At 43.5% G+C, this 14486-nt stretch carries 22 protein-coding genes; all 22 read right to left on the minus strand.

Going from position 1 to position 14486, the window contains the following annotated elements:
* Positions 1-63: 63 nt before the first annotated feature.
* Positions 64-255 carry a hypothetical protein gene (locus JMX82_RS01620; RefSeq protein WP_201539087.1) on the minus strand — a complete coding sequence of 64 codons (192 nt, stop codon included), beginning with the start codon at positions 253-255 and terminating at the stop codon, positions 64-66.
* The gene (locus JMX82_RS01625; RefSeq protein WP_201539088.1) at positions 252-461 is read right to left on the minus strand and encodes a hypothetical protein; all 210 of its coding nucleotides are present in this window, start codon (positions 459-461) and stop codon (positions 252-254) included. The genes JMX82_RS01620 and JMX82_RS01625 overlap by 4 nt, the downstream gene beginning before the upstream one ends.
* A gap of 39 nt (positions 462-500) precedes the next feature.
* Positions 501-932: a hypothetical protein gene (locus JMX82_RS01630; RefSeq protein ID WP_201539089.1), complete on the minus strand. Its 432-nt coding sequence runs from the start codon at positions 930-932 to the stop codon at positions 501-503.
* Positions 933-1022: 90 nt separating this feature from the next.
* Positions 1023-1772 (minus strand): hypothetical protein, encoded by a 750-nt coding sequence (locus tag JMX82_RS01635; RefSeq protein WP_201539090.1) that lies wholly within the window; start codon positions 1770-1772, stop codon positions 1023-1025.
* A gap of 12 nt (positions 1773-1784) precedes the next feature.
* Positions 1785-2207: a hypothetical protein gene (locus tag JMX82_RS01640; protein ID WP_201539091.1), complete on the minus strand. Its 423-nt coding sequence runs from the start codon at positions 2205-2207 to the stop codon at positions 1785-1787.
* Complete coding sequence (locus tag JMX82_RS01645) at positions 2204-2620, minus strand: phage virion morphogenesis protein (RefSeq protein WP_201539092.1); 417 nt, start codon at positions 2618-2620, stop codon at positions 2204-2206. The genes JMX82_RS01640 and JMX82_RS01645 overlap by 4 nt, the downstream gene beginning before the upstream one ends.
* An 8-nt stretch (positions 2621-2628) precedes the next feature.
* On the minus strand, positions 2629-3066 hold the full coding sequence (locus JMX82_RS01650; protein ID WP_201539093.1) for a DUF1320 domain-containing protein: 438 nt from the start codon (positions 3064-3066) through the stop codon (positions 2629-2631).
* A gap of 2 nt (positions 3067-3068) precedes the next feature.
* Positions 3069-3413, minus strand: coding sequence for a hypothetical protein (locus JMX82_RS01655; protein ID WP_201539094.1), 345 nt, complete (start codon positions 3411-3413; stop codon positions 3069-3071).
* Positions 3414-3469: 56 nt separating this feature from the next.
* On the minus strand, positions 3470-4564 hold the full coding sequence (locus JMX82_RS01660; protein ID WP_201539095.1) for a major capsid protein: 1095 nt from the start codon (positions 4562-4564) through the stop codon (positions 3470-3472).
* Positions 4565-4575: 11 nt separating this feature from the next.
* Complete coding sequence (locus tag JMX82_RS01665) at positions 4576-4956, minus strand: hypothetical protein (protein ID WP_201539096.1); 381 nt, start codon at positions 4954-4956, stop codon at positions 4576-4578.
* Positions 4956-6161 carry a S49 family peptidase gene (locus JMX82_RS01670; RefSeq protein WP_201539097.1) on the minus strand — a complete coding sequence of 402 codons (1206 nt, stop codon included), beginning with the start codon at positions 6159-6161 and terminating at the stop codon, positions 4956-4958. Before JMX82_RS01670 ends, JMX82_RS01665 begins: the two co-directional genes overlap by 1 nt.
* A gap of 10 nt (positions 6162-6171) precedes the next feature.
* Positions 6172-6429, minus strand: a complete 258-nt coding sequence (locus JMX82_RS01675; protein WP_201539098.1) for a hypothetical protein — start codon at positions 6427-6429, stop codon at positions 6172-6174.
* Positions 6430-6575: 146 nt separating this feature from the next.
* The gene (locus tag JMX82_RS01680) at positions 6576-6743 is read right to left on the minus strand and encodes a hypothetical protein (RefSeq protein ID WP_201539099.1); all 168 of its coding nucleotides are present in this window, start codon (positions 6741-6743) and stop codon (positions 6576-6578) included.
* Positions 6740-7537, minus strand: a complete 798-nt coding sequence (locus tag JMX82_RS01685; RefSeq protein ID WP_201539100.1) for a phage minor head protein — start codon at positions 7535-7537, stop codon at positions 6740-6742. The genes JMX82_RS01680 and JMX82_RS01685 overlap by 4 nt, the downstream gene beginning before the upstream one ends.
* A gap of 81 nt (positions 7538-7618) precedes the next feature.
* Complete coding sequence (locus tag JMX82_RS01690) at positions 7619-7849, minus strand: hypothetical protein (protein ID WP_201539101.1); 231 nt, start codon at positions 7847-7849, stop codon at positions 7619-7621.
* 35 nt (positions 7850-7884) lie between these two features.
* On the minus strand, positions 7885-9426 hold the full coding sequence (locus tag JMX82_RS01695) for a DUF935 family protein (RefSeq protein ID WP_201539102.1): 1542 nt from the start codon (positions 9424-9426) through the stop codon (positions 7885-7887).
* A complete protein-coding gene (locus JMX82_RS01700; RefSeq protein ID WP_201539103.1) occupies positions 9423-10670 on the minus strand; it encodes a PBSX family phage terminase large subunit in 1248 nt (415 codons plus the stop codon). The genes JMX82_RS01695 and JMX82_RS01700 overlap by 4 nt, the downstream gene beginning before the upstream one ends.
* On the minus strand, positions 10636-11355 hold the full coding sequence (locus JMX82_RS01705) for a terminase small subunit (protein WP_201539104.1): 720 nt from the start codon (positions 11353-11355) through the stop codon (positions 10636-10638). The genes JMX82_RS01700 and JMX82_RS01705 overlap by 35 nt, the downstream gene beginning before the upstream one ends.
* 1213 nt (positions 11356-12568) lie before the next feature.
* Positions 12569-13099, minus strand: coding sequence for a DUF2939 domain-containing protein (locus JMX82_RS01710; RefSeq protein ID WP_227676250.1), 531 nt, complete (start codon positions 13097-13099; stop codon positions 12569-12571).
* An 81-nt stretch (positions 13100-13180) separates the two neighbouring features.
* Positions 13181-13747 carry a hypothetical protein gene (locus JMX82_RS01715; protein ID WP_201539105.1) on the minus strand — a complete coding sequence of 189 codons (567 nt, stop codon included), beginning with the start codon at positions 13745-13747 and terminating at the stop codon, positions 13181-13183.
* Positions 13748-13840: 93 nt separating this feature from the next.
* The gene (locus JMX82_RS01720; RefSeq protein WP_201539106.1) at positions 13841-14185 is read right to left on the minus strand and encodes a DUF1064 domain-containing protein; all 345 of its coding nucleotides are present in this window, start codon (positions 14183-14185) and stop codon (positions 13841-13843) included.
* On the minus strand, positions 14185-14382 hold the full coding sequence (locus JMX82_RS01725; RefSeq protein ID WP_201539107.1) for a hypothetical protein: 198 nt from the start codon (positions 14380-14382) through the stop codon (positions 14185-14187). The genes JMX82_RS01720 and JMX82_RS01725 overlap by 1 nt, the downstream gene beginning before the upstream one ends.
* Between the last annotated feature and the right edge of the window lie 104 nt (positions 14383-14486).

Raw genomic sequence — 14486 nt, forward strand, 5'->3', positions numbered from 1 at the left:
TCAAATTTTAGGCATTAAAAAACCCACCGTGTTAGGGTGGGTTGTGTTTTTGCTTGTTGGGTTTTAATCTAGTTTTATGGGGTCTGTATTCTTGATTATTTCACGTAAATGATGGTATTTACCGTGCAATTTAGCATCAACGGCATCTTTTATCTCTTGCCATTGGTCAATCGGTATAGACACGTATTGATAAGTATCATCTCTTATCTCTATGTTATCGCCATTAATAGAGACTTGTATTTTATTGTCACTCATACCAACCACCTAGTCGTCTTGTGTATTCGCTCATAAGGCAGTGGTAGTGGCTTTGGCATATCACTACCATAATCCATAACACCGTAACGCAGTTTCATCATTTCAGGACTGCACGACTTTAAAACAGGGTCACGCTTTGCGGCCTCCGAGATATTTTTCACGCTATCCTGAATAGCTTTGCCATGCGCTTTCAGATTATCACTCATAGCCACAACTCCTTGTAAGTTATAGCCAATTATACCACTTCACACGCTCGGTATCTCTAAAAACCTAAGCGTTACGTTGTAATAATCGGTCAGTTTTGGGCTTGTGCTACCCTTGATAGGTGTTGCACTAATCGCCTCTTGTGTCGTATCAAATATGACCTTCACGCGCTTTACAACTCCATCTGCTAGATAATCTAGCCAAAAGGTCGCGCCTAGCTTGTCACGCTCAGATTTGAGCGCATTAATCGTTGCTCTTGATAGTACGCCATGACCATCAGGGGCTTGCATGGTGTACGGTCTGCCAGCTTTGCGTTCTGATTGTTGGATTATTAACGTGCCATCTAACGCGTACTTATTGTTTGATACAATGACCGACCAGTCGTGCTCACCTTCGGGATATAAGCTATCAGATAAGACAATAACCGCGCCTGTGGCTGTATTCGTCAGCTTGGTTTGTGCATTAGTACGCATAATCAGTCCTTTTTATTTGAGTAAGCCATCGACGCGCAATGACTTAATTAAATAAAAATAGGCCTATATAAAATCACATAGACCTACAAATTACAACTTCACAATCTCGTAAGTTGCTTCTTCTGCTTCGTCATATAACAAGTCAGCTTCAAGCGTCATTTCGCTAAATTCATCACTGATTAGATCGAGCGTATCAGCAGGTGATAGCTTGGCACGATAAGCTGTGACCACTTGCTTATCTTTTTGACCAACTTTGTTTAGACCATCAACACGGATTCGATAATAATCAACATCGTCAGTCATCGGCTTCATAACCGTTGCGGTGCCGTAACTATAAGTCACGATTAGCGGCGACTTAAGTGTTTGCTTTTCTAGTAGCTCGATGGTGCCGTACTTTTTATCAATCGTGTAGTCAATGCCTTCGACCAAAGCAAGCGCGGTGACGGTAGTGCTGTCTGTAAACGATGTGATTTCAGTCACATTTTTATGCTTCAGGAAGATGATGTCACCTACTTCTGAAACAGCGTGTTCTTCACCCGTTGCTGTACCAGTAGCGACTTCGCTCACAGTAGCTTGTAGCGCTGCTTGCATTGCTTCTGGACGACGCTCATTAAGCGTTAAGCTAAATGTAGTAGCTTTTCTGCCATCATCTTTGTCCCATACTTGATTTTTACCAGAGTGGTATTCAATTAGCTCTTTTTCGTCCTCTACTGAGTGACCAAAAGAGGCGGCATTTGCTACACCAACCCAAAAGGGTTTGCCCTCTACGCCACTTTTGACGGGCGTAAAATACACTTTACCGTTACCGATAAATGCGTGAGATTGTTGTTTATCTGCCATGTTGCATATCTCCTATGGCTGGAATTTAGTTTGAAAAGTGAATGGTATTAGCGCAATAGTCGAAAAGTATTCAATACGTCCTGACGTACTGGTACGTTCCAATGGATCGTGATAGTCATCTAACTGATAACCTTGCACATAATTAATAACCTGACTGATAAGCTCGCCTGATGACTGCATAAGCGCTTTAAAGTCGGTTTGTGATGCTTGATTGCTGACAGCCACTACTACCGTCCATTGCTGTATGTCCTGACTGTCTATCGACCCATTAGCTACTGGACTGTTGACGGTATTCACTACATACAAGGCAGGTGTCGTGTTCTTTTTGATTTGATTGATTGTTGCAGCTACACCAACATCCTTAACACCCCACTCGTCAGCTTTCGCCTCCAGGTGTTCGATCAAGCCAAGACCCACTGCAAAATAATTACTCATAAGTCTACGTCCATAATTCGATTGATGATGTTAAGCACTGATGCGCGGTCGTTCTCATTCATACCCATATAAGGTCTAGGCGTGACATTGCGATAAGGTAGTCCGTAATGCATCGCTTTTGCATACACCACGTTTGTGCCCCACTTGACACCATCAGGTAGTGGCACATAGGTTAACGAACCCATTAAGCGACCAGTATCACGCAGCGTCTTACCTTTTTGCTCAATAGCTCTTAGAGAGGGCAACCACGGTTGACGCTGTAGATCATGCTGATTGTAAAAGCGTTCCTCAGTTTGATTGACCATTTCAGCGCCAACCAACCGGCTAAACTTCTGTATTTTTTCACTGTCAAAATACAAACCACCTAACCGCCTGATTATCTCGTCACCACCTGACAGGTTGGCATCAAACATAACTCACCTCACTTAATGCTTGGCATCTTGTCAAACACGTCGTCACCGAACACCTGACCACGGTAACTGTCACCAATTGGTACGGCAGGTTTGATGTACGTGCTTTGCTGCTCAGCAGGTGATAGTGGCTCAGCAAACGTAACGTTGGCACGACCTGCACTAACGTCCTTTAACCAAGTAATGGCTTCTTTGTAGCGGTCTTCTGGCTCACCTGTAGCATCATTCATGTACAGCAGGTATCTTGCGATATTGCAGCAAACCAGTTTCAAATGCTCAGTCTTATTCAGCGGCGTTTTATAGCGTATGGATAAGTAACTGTTCATCTTTTCGGTAGCATCAGACAGCGCATTGGTCGTAGCAAGCAGACCATTATCGTGCATCGACTCAAGCTGACCTACTGCCATATCGCCAAAGCGTCCGACTAAATCATCACGAGTCGCGTACATAATCAGTCCTTTGAAAATAGTGCGATTAGCTCGGCTTTGGTGTCTGATTCGTTGTACTCGATACCTTCTTCATCAAGTAACGCTGTTAGCTCAGCCTTGGTAAGTTTGTCGAGCTTTACCACTTCACCGGTGTCATCTTCATCGGTGTTGCTGGCATCATCACTTTCGATTTCTTCAATAGCGCCTTTTTCAAGTAAGAATTTAGCGCGGTCTTCAGGTAAGCCTTCGATGGTTTTGCCATCTTTAATAGCTGCTTTTAGCTCATCATCAGTGATGGCTGGGATTTTATCGCCAGTGTTGAATTGGCCAATGGCTTGTAATGCGACATACATTTTTAATTTAGACATAATTTGCTCCAAAAAAAGCCCTACTGATTAGGCAGGGCAATTAGGTTAGGGGTTTGTTAAAGAGTGATAAAACCAGTACCACCACAGGCACCGTTTTTATTGATGGTGACTGGTAGTGGGCTTGAGTCGGCAATAAACTTATCGACAGATGCATCATCACTGAATACATGATACGGCATCAATTCCATTGCTAATTTAGCAGGGTTTTTGCGATGTTTAATCATGCAGTAGTAAAGCGGATTGGCAAGCTCTGAGATTAACCAAAAACCATCTTCTGGCACCATAAGCTCGCTCGTACCATCTTCTTTTTCAAACTCAGCGTCATACGTCCAAAAGTTGATACCGTCCACAGTACCACGCAATGTTGCATCGGTTTCACCACCAAAGCCGCCATCAAACACGCGAGTTGCATTCGTGTCTTTTGATGCGGTAAATTTTTCGTTAAATTCTTTGTCATTAGTCATCGCGTCAAATACGCGGCTAGACATTTGAGCGTCAACTGGGCGGCGCTTGCCATGCTTAACTAGGTTTTTAACTATTTTGCGGATATCTTGATAAGGCGTTGCGCCCACTTGGTCCCACGCAATTAGTGGACTAAAACTTAAGTCATCATGACGACGAAAATCAACGGTTACACCAGCATTATCATCACCTTCAACAACAACCTTGCCGTACAGTAAAGCATCGCGGCACATCATAGTGACACGCGCTGCTAATGATTGGCGGATTAACCAATAAGCATTGGCGGCTGCCATTTCCCACTCGTCTTGCATGGTAGGTGGCACACCAGCAGCATTGGTAGCAATGACGCGCATATTCTGCAACAGCTTTTGCATCTTAGCGTCAATCTTGCTTAGCGGCTCAACCACTACAGCAGGCTTAAAGTAAGGGGCTGGGATATAACTGACGTTTAGCTCAACTTTGTCTCTAATGACACGGCCTTGCGCTGTTGGCAGTACAGCAGGCGCTAGCGGAATGTAGGTTTTAATATCGCCCACTGGTACTTTATCTTCGCCATTTAGGTAAATCGGGTTGCCAAAGTAGCGGTCACGAAAAAAGGTATCAACTGGCTTGCTGTGGTCATAGACCGCGCCCAGCTCCTCAAATGATGCGGTTTCAATCTGCGCATCTTCAAATACAAAAGTAGCCATAAATTATTGTCCTATTTAATAACGCTTAGCGTGATTTTAGTTGAGCGATTAGCGTATGCACGCGCCGCTAGCTTTTGAGTTGGAGTGAGTGCCACACCGTTTAGTTTGACCTGTGCTACATCAAACTTACCTGCAACATAAACAGGCATTTCAACAACGGCGGCAATCTTGGCAGTTGCTTGCTCAGCGGTAACGTCAGCTAAACAGATAACATGCCAATCAGCTTGCGCACCCGTTGATGCGTCACTGTGAGTCGCTACGTTTGTGCCAGCAGCGATAACAAGTAGGTCACCGCGCTTATATGCTGTAGCGGCTGTAGGTACGACACTATCGGTAATAGGCGTCACATCGACTGGTAACGGTTGCTCGGTTTTGTAAGTGAAATCAACCATTATTTAGCTCCTTGTGCTTTTGCGGCTGCTACTGCTGCCATGATTTGACTTTCGCCACTTTCTCGGCCATTGGTTGCTTGGGCTTTATCCAAGCCTTCAGGTAATGGCGACACCTTAGATTCGACCGGCTTTGCCATAAATTCAGCAACAGCAAACTGTGCCTCATCCATCGCCTTAAACGCAGTCACCTGGTCTTCAGTAAACGTGCGACCAGTATCAGCGGCTAACTTATCGATAGCGGCTTGGCGTGTTGATGCTTGCGATTCTGCTAACTTATTTTGTGCAGCAAGCGCAGCAGCTTTAGCATCCACTGCTTCTTGCTTGGCTTGAGCTTCGGATTTCTCCAGCTCTGCGATTTTGGCTTGCGCCTTTTCTAACTCGTTCAAGTCGTACTCCTCGGGGTTATTGTTGCTCTGTGCGGTACTGCTTGAGGCTGCAATGCTATCCGCAATCACATCAATCAGACCTAATTCTTTGGCTTTGGCAGAAGTGAAGTCGTCGCCTTCCCAGCTTTGTATGGTTTTGACGTCAATATTTCGCTGTGCTGCTACATGGTTGAAAAAGACGCTAGCCGACTCATCAATACCTTGTTGTAGGCGCTCTATCTCTTCTTCGCTCAAAGGCGTAAATGAGTTGTAAGCACCTTTCCATCTGCCACTGCGGATCATGGTTATCTTCTCGCCCATGCGTTCAAGCCATTTGCTTTCTTCGCTATGAACGACAAAAACGCCGATACTACCAACGCCATTCAGCTTGCTTTCGGCTGTAATTTTATTTGTGCTAGCACCTAGCCAGTAAGCAGCCGAGTACATATCACCACTAATAAATGTCTCAACAGTTTTAGAGGACTGATAAATGGCTTCCGTCGCAATATCAATACCTTTGATATAACCGCCACCGCTATCAACGTCCAAGACAATGCTGGTCACGGTGGGGTCATCATTGGCTTGCTGTATGTAGTCCGCTAGGTTTGCATAACCAGTGACACCCCATGAGCGATAGTCACCTGATGTCTCAGGTACTAGCAAACCACGCACATCGATAGCCGCTACGCCATTTTCAACTGTGTAATAAGCTTCGCTGTCGTCGCCCTCATAGCGTGATAAGGCCTTAAAATCAATAGCCGCAAGTTGCTCGTCCAAATCGTAACAAGCCATGGCTGTATGATTGCGAATATCGCGCTTAATCTTTGCTTGTAAGTTCATGTTTTTACCTTTATTCAACGCCTGGAGGTACGGGCTTTACTGTGACCGCACCAACTCGCATTTCGTGAACGATATCATCGGCAACGATAATGACGTGACCTAACAAATTTCGTTTTACACAGATAGCAATACCCTTATCTACGTTGCAATACATACAATCTTTAAGCGGCTTACCGTCAAGTTGTACTTCAACATTATCACCGCGCCAAGCCGCGTATGATTCGCTTGTATCAGCGTCTAGCGCAGTCGTATCAATTGTTAAAATCATTACCATCACCCATTAAAAAGCCGCTCAATTAAGGCGGCTCGTTATCGTTTTCGCTAGACAATTCATCACTAGCCTTTATTTTGTTGTCCATATATCGAAGTAAGCGTTCAGCAAGTAGCAGCAAGATTAACTTCATGGCATCACCTTTATTTATGCGGGTGCTTTGGCTTAGGCGGTGCTCGTCTACTTATCGGTACGGGACCATTCCAATCACTATATTTAACCTTGATATGTGGTTCGCTTCTGACCCAATGAGCGATAAACCAAATACCTAGTCCTGTTAGCAATCCAACAAAGTACATAACGATAATCATGCCTCTTCCTCTATCAACCTTTTAGCCTCGTCAATCATCGCAGCAAGCTCAGGTACTGGCTGTGCCAACATAACCGTGATAGCCGCTTCAATACGTTGCCTTGCCTCTAATATCGCGCCCGACTGCTTGTAGTACGTAATAGCAAGCTCGGCTATTTTGTCGTTGACCAGTTTGTTCATGTTGCCCGTGTACTGTGCAGGTGTACCGCCTATCCAGCCTTTATCGTTTGTCACATCTGGCAAGTCGTCATCGACGGTTATACCTTTAGCCTCAGCTTGCGACTTGGTGAGCGAGCGACACACGCACCGGCAGCGATATCCCGAAGGAGCATAGTGCTTTTGCCAAAATGGATCGTCAATATGCCTAACGACTTGATCAAGTATCTTATGCGCTGGGCGCTGTCTAATATCGTTGATACCGTCGCGCATCAGATAAGGTCGTTCATCTTTATTCTGTTGCTGCTGGTACCAACGACCACGACCATAAGCGCCTTGAATATTTGTGCGAAAGATATTGTCCAGCCGATGCCTTGGTAGATTAATATCAATATCGCCCTTCTTAACAGCGTTCTGAAAGTCCGCAAACGTACCGCCATCAACCAATTGTTCATTAACCAAGCCCATAACATGCTTAATCTGCTCAGTCTGTGCAAGCCCTGCGATAGATACCGCTTGTTGGCGCTGTATCGGTGTCATCACGTTATAGTAGTTATCAGGCAAAACCACGTTACGATTTAAAGCGTAAGCAATGGCTTCGATAAACTGTACGTCAAATCCTGCTGTTGTCGTTGCCATTAGTTGCTCACTTTATTTTGCACATTAAAAAAGCCCTGCTCGACTGAGGGGCTCTTGTACTTACTTAAAACGCTTTAACCGCTATTCTATGAAAACTTCAAAATATTTTTGGTTTGCATCTTCTTGAATTGGAACTCCAAGGAATGTCGCAGAATCGTCAGCCGAAGCCTGTCTTTGATATCCATCAGGATTAAACCTTCTAAAAGTCCTGTGATATAAAGGGTGCAACCGTATCAAAGCAGGGGTTTTTCCTGCCATTTCAACCGCTTGTAGATCGCTTTTTATATCATTAACTAGCTTTGTAACTTCCATTATTAACTCCTTGTTTTGATAGAGTTAATATAACATCAAACCTCACTCGATTCATCAGCAAAACCATGGACATCAGCGACCTGTATAGCGGTATTAACTAGCTGAGTAAATCCACTGTCAGCTAAGCTCTCACCGACCATGTTAAACAATGCTTCACGCAAATTATCTACCTTTTCTTTGTCGGTATCGCCTTCAATATTTGCGACAAGCGATAGCACCGCATTAGTATCAAACGGCTGTACGCTTGCATTTAGTGCATCATCTGCGACTGCTTCAAGCTCCATTTGTTCGGGCGTAAATTCGCTGTCACTGTCAGCCGCTTTAAATGGCAGCCATGTTTTGCTAGCCATTGATGCATAACGATTAGCTTGTGCTGACGTTGGTAACTTAATAGCGCCTTGGCCATCGCCATAATCCATGTGAGCAATGTGCTGCTCGTTATAGCCATGCTCATCAACAAAGTATGACTTGGTAAAGCGAACGCCCATGTCATGTGCTTTCTTGTCAGCGTCTAACTGCTCTTGATTGATGAATTTTTTAGCCACCCAGTTGAACTCAGGAGCTTCAAAACCATTAGCAACACAGATCACATCTATGAAGCGTTGAACGGCTTTAAGTGCATGCTTACGGTCGCTGCTAAAGATAATCTCTTGCTGCTCTTGGTGTACAACACCCTGACCGTAAGTACCGCCTTTATCTGTGCCACTGGTAAGCGTCTGACCTAGCAAGTAAGTAGTGATACTCTGTTTAACAACTGAATCGTAGCTAACAAACGCCTCGCCATTACTGCCAGCTGTTACAGCGGTCACATCCTCATCAATGCCGATAGTGACCACGCCTGAGTTGTGCGCCTTGAGTAATGCATTGGCAAATCCTTGCGCGTCATCATCACTGGTTGCATCGGTCTTACCAATAAGCAATGGCGAACCAAAACGCTCTAAGAACTTAGACCAAAAGCGCCAGCCATTAGTTTTAAAATAATGCAGCCAGTAAACACGGCTAAGTAAGGACTTGCCTTTGGGGTTTAGATACGTTGGCTTGTGCTGCTGATATAGATAGCGATAGTAGAAGTCTTTTTGATTACTAATCATAATTGGCTGACTACCATCGTTTGGGAACCATTGGAGCTCACCCCCAGATAACGGCTCAAACCATTGGATAGGTTTTGACATCATTGAAGTAACTGCATTACGCCCATTACTATCTTTACCCCATAGCATTTCAATCACATCATAGCCGTACCACTTGCTAAGCAACGAGCCTTGCAATATCGTCTCAAGATGCAGGTCTAGTTGCTCATAGATAAAACTAGCAACAACACCCTCACTTGGTGTAATCGTATACTCAGCACCGCCCAACTCTTCTTCGCGTCTATCAATCGCTTGGTCAATGTCTGGGTCAGTAAGCAATGTCTTTAACGCATGACGACTGATACCCGCTTTCTTAAGTATCTCGTCAGTGTCAGTACGGATCAGGTGACGGTAGAAGGTCTTGCCTCGTAAGTCTGTCACCTGCTCTTGACTTAAAGCGCCACCAGCGACAACACGGTAACGCGGTTTTTCAGTTATATCATTCATCTGTACGTCCGTTTGCCAGCAGTGGCTCTATGTCGTTTATTAGGTTTGTTTTGGATTAACGGTTCAAGCGCATAACGTAGAGCATCTGAGTAATGGTCATCTTCGTCTTGCGGCACAGATGTAATCTCGTCAAACTTATCTTTTTTGAAGCTATAAGCAGTCAATTCAGCGCGACAAGCATCAGCGTCAGGATGTATTACGATTTCATCAAATGACTGTATGTAAGCAATACCCTCAATGACACTACCTGACCACTTCTTGCACGCTTTGATCAGCGGCACTGGATTATCTTTATCTTTTCTAACCTTGCTAATTGTTTCCGGTCTTGCACTGTCTGCTCGGCTCGTGTATTTCTTAATAACTGGCACATGCTTAACCAGCCATTCAGCGGTATCATCAAGCTCAAGCCCTACCTTGTCGGCCGCATTGCGTATGTACAATGTATTACCTTTAATGTAGTTTTCCATCACGGCGTTAGGGTCATTACTAAAACCCCAATCGACGCCAATAAGCGGTTCACCATAACTCTCATCAACCTCAAACGCCCTTGATACAATTTTTTTACCGTAGATACTCGCATCGGTAATTTGTAAAAACTTACCTTTCCATATCCATGCATAACGCCCAGCGTCGCCTTTAGCATCACGTTGACGCTGTCGCTCAAGAGAAGGCGGGAACCATGGGTTGTCTGTGTACTGAATATCAATAACTAGCTTGCGCGGATCAGTCTTAGCTACAAACTCTTGATACGTTGGGTCGTCCTCAAAACGAGGGTTAAATACAACATAGATACGTACAGCACCATAACGAGGTGTTGGTAGTAAGATGTCCCAACTGTTTTGCGATACGTTCTCAGCCTCATCGACCAAGACAACACGTAGTTTGTTGATTGATTTAATGCTAGTGATGTTTGATTTGAGACCTGCAAAGATAAACTCTGCGCCAGTTCTGATATTGGTTATCGAAGTGTTAAGTATCTTAAAATCTTTGCCTAACCCTTTGTCCTCAATGTAACTTACCAGCATTGAATAAATACTATCGCTTACCGATTTTTGTATCTCACGACAGCATAAAATCACACCGTCATCAATGTAGCTCTCTAATATGCCGATAGCCGCCAATGCTTGTGACTTAGCAGCACCTCGCCCACCTTTCCACACAATAATGTCGTAAATGGCCTGAGATAGATTGCTAAAGGCTGGTAGTAACTTATTCGGTACTGTCACCTGATGCGCTTGTGTCATCGGGCGATACTCCTACAATATTAAATACGGGTGACATCGAGCCATCTTCCGACACATGATTTACAGTATCCTTAAACATACCCAAATGCCTTGCCACGTTATCCAGCGCTTTCATCTGATCAGCCATGTTAATTTTTAGCCCAAACTTAGTTTGCTCAACACCTTGATAGAGTAGTTTTGCCTGTGGGCTGAGCTGTGTAGTATCAGCAAAATAAATATCTTCCGTACCATCGCCGCCACATTCAGGGCAATCAGGATGCGGCGGTCGTTTACGCTCATAAAACGAACCACCTAAATTATATGGTTCAGGTTGTTCGTCTTTTTGTGCGTCCATGCATGCACGCTCATACTGTTTTGGCGTCCACTGATACTCGTGGTCATCGCCCCAGCAATAGCGACAGTTAAACCGTCTAAGCTGTGTCAGCTCGTTTGGGTCAGCATTAGCAATCTGCCACCACTGGAATAGAACCGTGTCAGCGTCAATTCTAAGCCGCCTACGTCTATCTGCTATAGCTTCGTTAATTGCGTTTTCAACCATAACATTTGATAACAGGCGACTTGCCTGTTCTTGGGCTGTTTTCTTACTGTAACCTGCACGGATAGCGGCTTGCGTACCGTTCAGGTCAATAATGTATTCATCGACAAACAAACGCTGTTTTGTGGTGAGCGTTCTAGCTTTTGCCATGCTCACCTCCAATCAGCGTGCATAAAAAAAGCTCACCGAAGTGAGCCAAGCAGTGTTATCAAATCGCATCCTCATCACATGCAAATAATATGGTGATTGATAACTCATCGTATGTCGCAGTCGTCATCTGCTAGCAGTTTTCTCTATGGCATGTGCTACCAGTGGCTAAATCTGGTAGGCAGTACGTGGTTTCTTGAATTTAGGCGCATGTCAAAACCTATGCTTCACTACATACAAACCTCTGCGATTAGCGACAGTGTGTCTCACTGCCAGTCTTAAAAAAAATGCCTCGTCCGATCAAGGGAGGCAAAAGTGTTTGTGGTAACACTATGAACGTCGGTACCAAATTTCAGATATAAAAAAAAGCCGCCTATTCGGCAGCTTGTTGGTCCAGAAAAAACGTTTAAAAAATAAACTTATCACCTTGACTGGCAATAAACCATACGAGATATGCTATTAACAGTATGATTCCGATAAGAATTGGTAGAAAGCTAAGGCTTTTCTTTTGATAATCACTTGTTAAAAGCGTCAAAACTAAAAGCATTGTAATAAGGCCGCTTGCTACAAACCCATAAATACCAATGTTATGAGTAAAGAACAACAATAATCCGATTACTATCGGTACCAGTGTTACATATTTTTTTACGTTAATAGTAATGTCCATATTATGCCAACCAGCCTATTCAGTTAAGTGATATTTATAAGATAATTCAAGATAACTGCATCCTACCCTATAATTTTTCATAGATCAACTGATTAAATATTAAATATAATATGATCATAATCAGATACTTACGCCATTTTAATATACTGTTCTGTCAACCTATCCATGAACACTTATCTCTCTTCACAAAGCTCAATCTTATCTACAAAGTCCTGCGCACCTTCCATACCTCTATCAGCTCGACTCTTCAAAAATTCGTACCAATAATACTTAGCGCACGACTCCTTTACCTCATGATAATAATCATAAGCCTGTTGGTTGGTTAGTTCGCACATAGCATTCCATCGCTAAATTTTGGACATAAAAAAGCCCGATATCGGTATTCCGGCATCGGGCAAATCTTAGGCAATAAAAAAGGCGGTTAGTATTAACTAAACGCCTGAATCGGGTTGGCTTCACTTACAATCGCCAGTGTGAGAAATATAGCATCAACTGTCGGCAAGGGTCAAGTATTAAAACTATCTTGGAAAGATTGGCAATACTTGGTCACTAGAAATCATCTAAGGGAAAGTCTATATCAACTATTTTCCAGCTTAATCCATCACGATGCAACATAACCTTTATAGTTTTATCAACTTCCGGGTTACCAAGGTTAACATGGAAGTCGCTGAAGGAATCGTAACCAGTTTCATATACTAAATCATCAGATTCGTTTGATTCTTCTTGTGTATTAGCTTCTGTAGAATTCTGATCCTTTTTCTCTGCCATCAGAGCTGCTATTCCTTCTGGCGTAATGAGACCATCAACTAGCGGATCTATCATTGCTGTAGCAAACATTGAGCCTAGCGCTTCAAAACCATTGTTATTATCTTCAATGACCATCTCTTTAGCAACCTTGGCTTTGAATTGGTCTTTAACTCCTTGCTTTACACTTGGGAAATCAACGTAACTAGAAAGCTTTTCGGCATCTTGTTCTTGAACTGCGTTTTTTATACCATTTAATGCTAAATAAGGTGATGCATATAGATAGCCAGCTATCAGGACCAGTAAACCAGCAATTAAAATAGGTACTTTTTTCACAGACAATTCCTTAACATAAAAAAACATTACTTTAACATAGTTATAGTCAACTATAGTCATGTTTTTATTATTCCATAGTCATTAATCATTTAACTCATATCTATAGTGATCCACATCTTGATTAATAAAGCTCATTAGGTAGTCAATATCATGCAGCATCCTCTCTTGATACTTGGACCATATCTGACTGTATGAGCTCGCTGACATATCGATACCGCTAAAGAGTAAGCGGCCTTCAACTGAATACAGCGACCACAAATTATATAACTCAAAATGTAGTGTCATACGCGCCATCTTATACGCTAACTCATTAAGCGTATATTTAGATTTGGGTGCGCCTCTATCGTCCTCTAAGCAATACTTAATCATGTTAGCTGCTAAGTGATTAACCACGTCATTAAACGACTCTGACCAGTCATACAGCTCATTGTCACCCCATACTAAGAGTGAAGCTAGAGCCTTGCCTGTTTTGCTCTTGATCAACCCAATAGCAGCAGCTTTATCCTCCCAATTTACTTCAGGAGGCAAACCACCCTGACCAATATCAAATTTAACCGTCTTGGCACCCATACCCTGCTTTAGCCAATCGCCATGCTGCAATTCTAAGCGTGGACTTGTAGCAAATCGTTGACTCAGTATTTTATCCATCTATCCTCAACCTCAATTTATCAGTAATCATGTGAATTGACATCATTGTCAGCAATTTGCTAATCCTAGCTAGCACCTATACTTTTCTATACGTTAAAAGTCTCGAACATCCCAACCACCGCCATTCCTTTTGGTCTGCTTCATGATTGCAATAAACTTGAAAGGGAACTTGTCAGCAGCGACTTTAATCTTCACAAGCGCGTCGTCAGTCCACTGGCCTTTCACTTCATGTATCTCTAGCTGACCGTCTGAGCGCATAACCAAGAAGTCTGGTTTGTAGAACGTATTGTCTGCTAACCGTAGGTTGATGCCGTCGAAAGAGTAATAAGAGATTTCACCTGCTCGTCGCTGCATCTCCAAATGCTGGCCATAGGCTTTTTCAGTGTTATTCATCTTTCCCGTCTTCATGCGACCTAGTGCTTGTATGTTCTTGTTCATCACTTATCATCCTTTAAATTAATATCACCATATTCGTGATCTTTGGCGTTTCCGAAATCGTCCCACTTGGCGTATTCGTCATGGAACGGATCCCCAGCAACTACTCTTACCCGTCCCGACCAGCCTCGAAATACATTCTCTTTGGGGTGATAGGCAGTTTGCAGACCTGCGACGCTGTACCCTTTTGTGGTTTTCATAGCCACTCGCCAATGAGATAAACTAAGATTAGAAATACCGGTAACGCCAAAACATAGGTACTTGCTGCCTTGTGATACCACTTGACCCTAAAAACATATCCCTT

Source organism: Psychrobacter sp. 1044, assembly GCF_904846525.1.
GTDB lineage: Bacteria > Pseudomonadota > Gammaproteobacteria > Pseudomonadales > Moraxellaceae > Psychrobacter.

Bases quoted from the DNA above. Each gene is read 5' to 3' on its own strand.
- JMX82_RS01625 (WP_201539088.1), bottom strand. From the start codon at position 461: ATGAGTGATAATCTGAAAGCGCATGGCAAAGCTATTCAGGATAGCGTG.
- JMX82_RS01670 (WP_201539097.1), bottom strand. From the start codon at position 6,161: ATGAACTTACAAGCAAAGATTAAGCGCGATATTCGCAATCATACAGCC.
- JMX82_RS01725 (WP_201539107.1), bottom strand. From the start codon at position 14,382: ATGAAAACCACAAAAGGGTACAGCGTCGCAGGTCTGCAAACTGCCTAT.
- JMX82_RS01640 (WP_201539091.1), bottom strand. From the start codon at position 2,207: ATGAGTAATTATTTTGCAGTGGGTCTTGGCTTGATCGAACACCTGGAG.
- JMX82_RS01635 (WP_201539090.1), bottom strand. From the start codon at position 1,772: ATGGCAGATAAACAACAATCTCACGCATTTATCGGTAACGGTAAAGTG.
- JMX82_RS01720 (WP_201539106.1), bottom strand. From the start codon at position 14,185: ATGAACAAGAACATACAAGCACTAGGTCGCATGAAGACGGGAAAGATG.
- JMX82_RS01695 (WP_201539102.1), bottom strand. From the start codon at position 9,426: ATGAATGATATAACTGAAAAACCGCGTTACCGTGTTGTCGCTGGTGGC.
- JMX82_RS01630 (WP_201539089.1), bottom strand. From the start codon at position 932: ATGCGTACTAATGCACAAACCAAGCTGACGAATACAGCCACAGGCGCG.
- JMX82_RS01675 (WP_201539098.1), bottom strand. From the start codon at position 6,429: ATGATTTTAACAATTGATACGACTGCGCTAGACGCTGATACAAGCGAA.
- JMX82_RS01620 (WP_201539087.1), bottom strand. From the start codon at position 255: ATGAGTGACAATAAAATACAAGTCTCTATTAATGGCGATAACATAGAG.
- JMX82_RS01660 (WP_201539095.1), bottom strand. From the start codon at position 4,564: ATGGCTACTTTTGTATTTGAAGATGCGCAGATTGAAACCGCATCATTT.
- JMX82_RS01665 (WP_201539096.1), bottom strand. From the start codon at position 4,956: ATGGTTGATTTCACTTACAAAACCGAGCAACCGTTACCAGTCGATGTG.
- JMX82_RS01680 (WP_201539099.1), bottom strand. From the start codon at position 6,743: ATGATTATCGTTATGTACTTTGTTGGATTGCTAACAGGACTAGGTATT.
- JMX82_RS01715 (WP_201539105.1), bottom strand. From the start codon at position 13,747: ATGGATAAAATACTGAGTCAACGATTTGCTACAAGTCCACGCTTAGAA.
- JMX82_RS01705 (WP_201539104.1), bottom strand. From the start codon at position 11,355: ATGGCAAAAGCTAGAACGCTCACCACAAAACAGCGTTTGTTTGTCGAT.
- JMX82_RS01650 (WP_201539093.1), bottom strand. From the start codon at position 3,066: ATGTACGCGACTCGTGATGATTTAGTCGGACGCTTTGGCGATATGGCA.
- JMX82_RS01645 (WP_201539092.1), bottom strand. From the start codon at position 2,620: ATGTTTGATGCCAACCTGTCAGGTGGTGACGAGATAATCAGGCGGTTA.
- JMX82_RS01655 (WP_201539094.1), bottom strand. From the start codon at position 3,413: ATGTCTAAATTAAAAATGTATGTCGCATTACAAGCCATTGGCCAATTC.
- JMX82_RS01700 (WP_201539103.1), bottom strand. From the start codon at position 10,670: ATGACACAAGCGCATCAGGTGACAGTACCGAATAAGTTACTACCAGCC.
- JMX82_RS01690 (WP_201539101.1), bottom strand. From the start codon at position 7,849: ATGGAAGTTACAAAGCTAGTTAATGATATAAAAAGCGATCTACAAGCG.
- JMX82_RS01685 (WP_201539100.1), bottom strand. From the start codon at position 7,537: ATGGCAACGACAACAGCAGGATTTGACGTACAGTTTATCGAAGCCATT.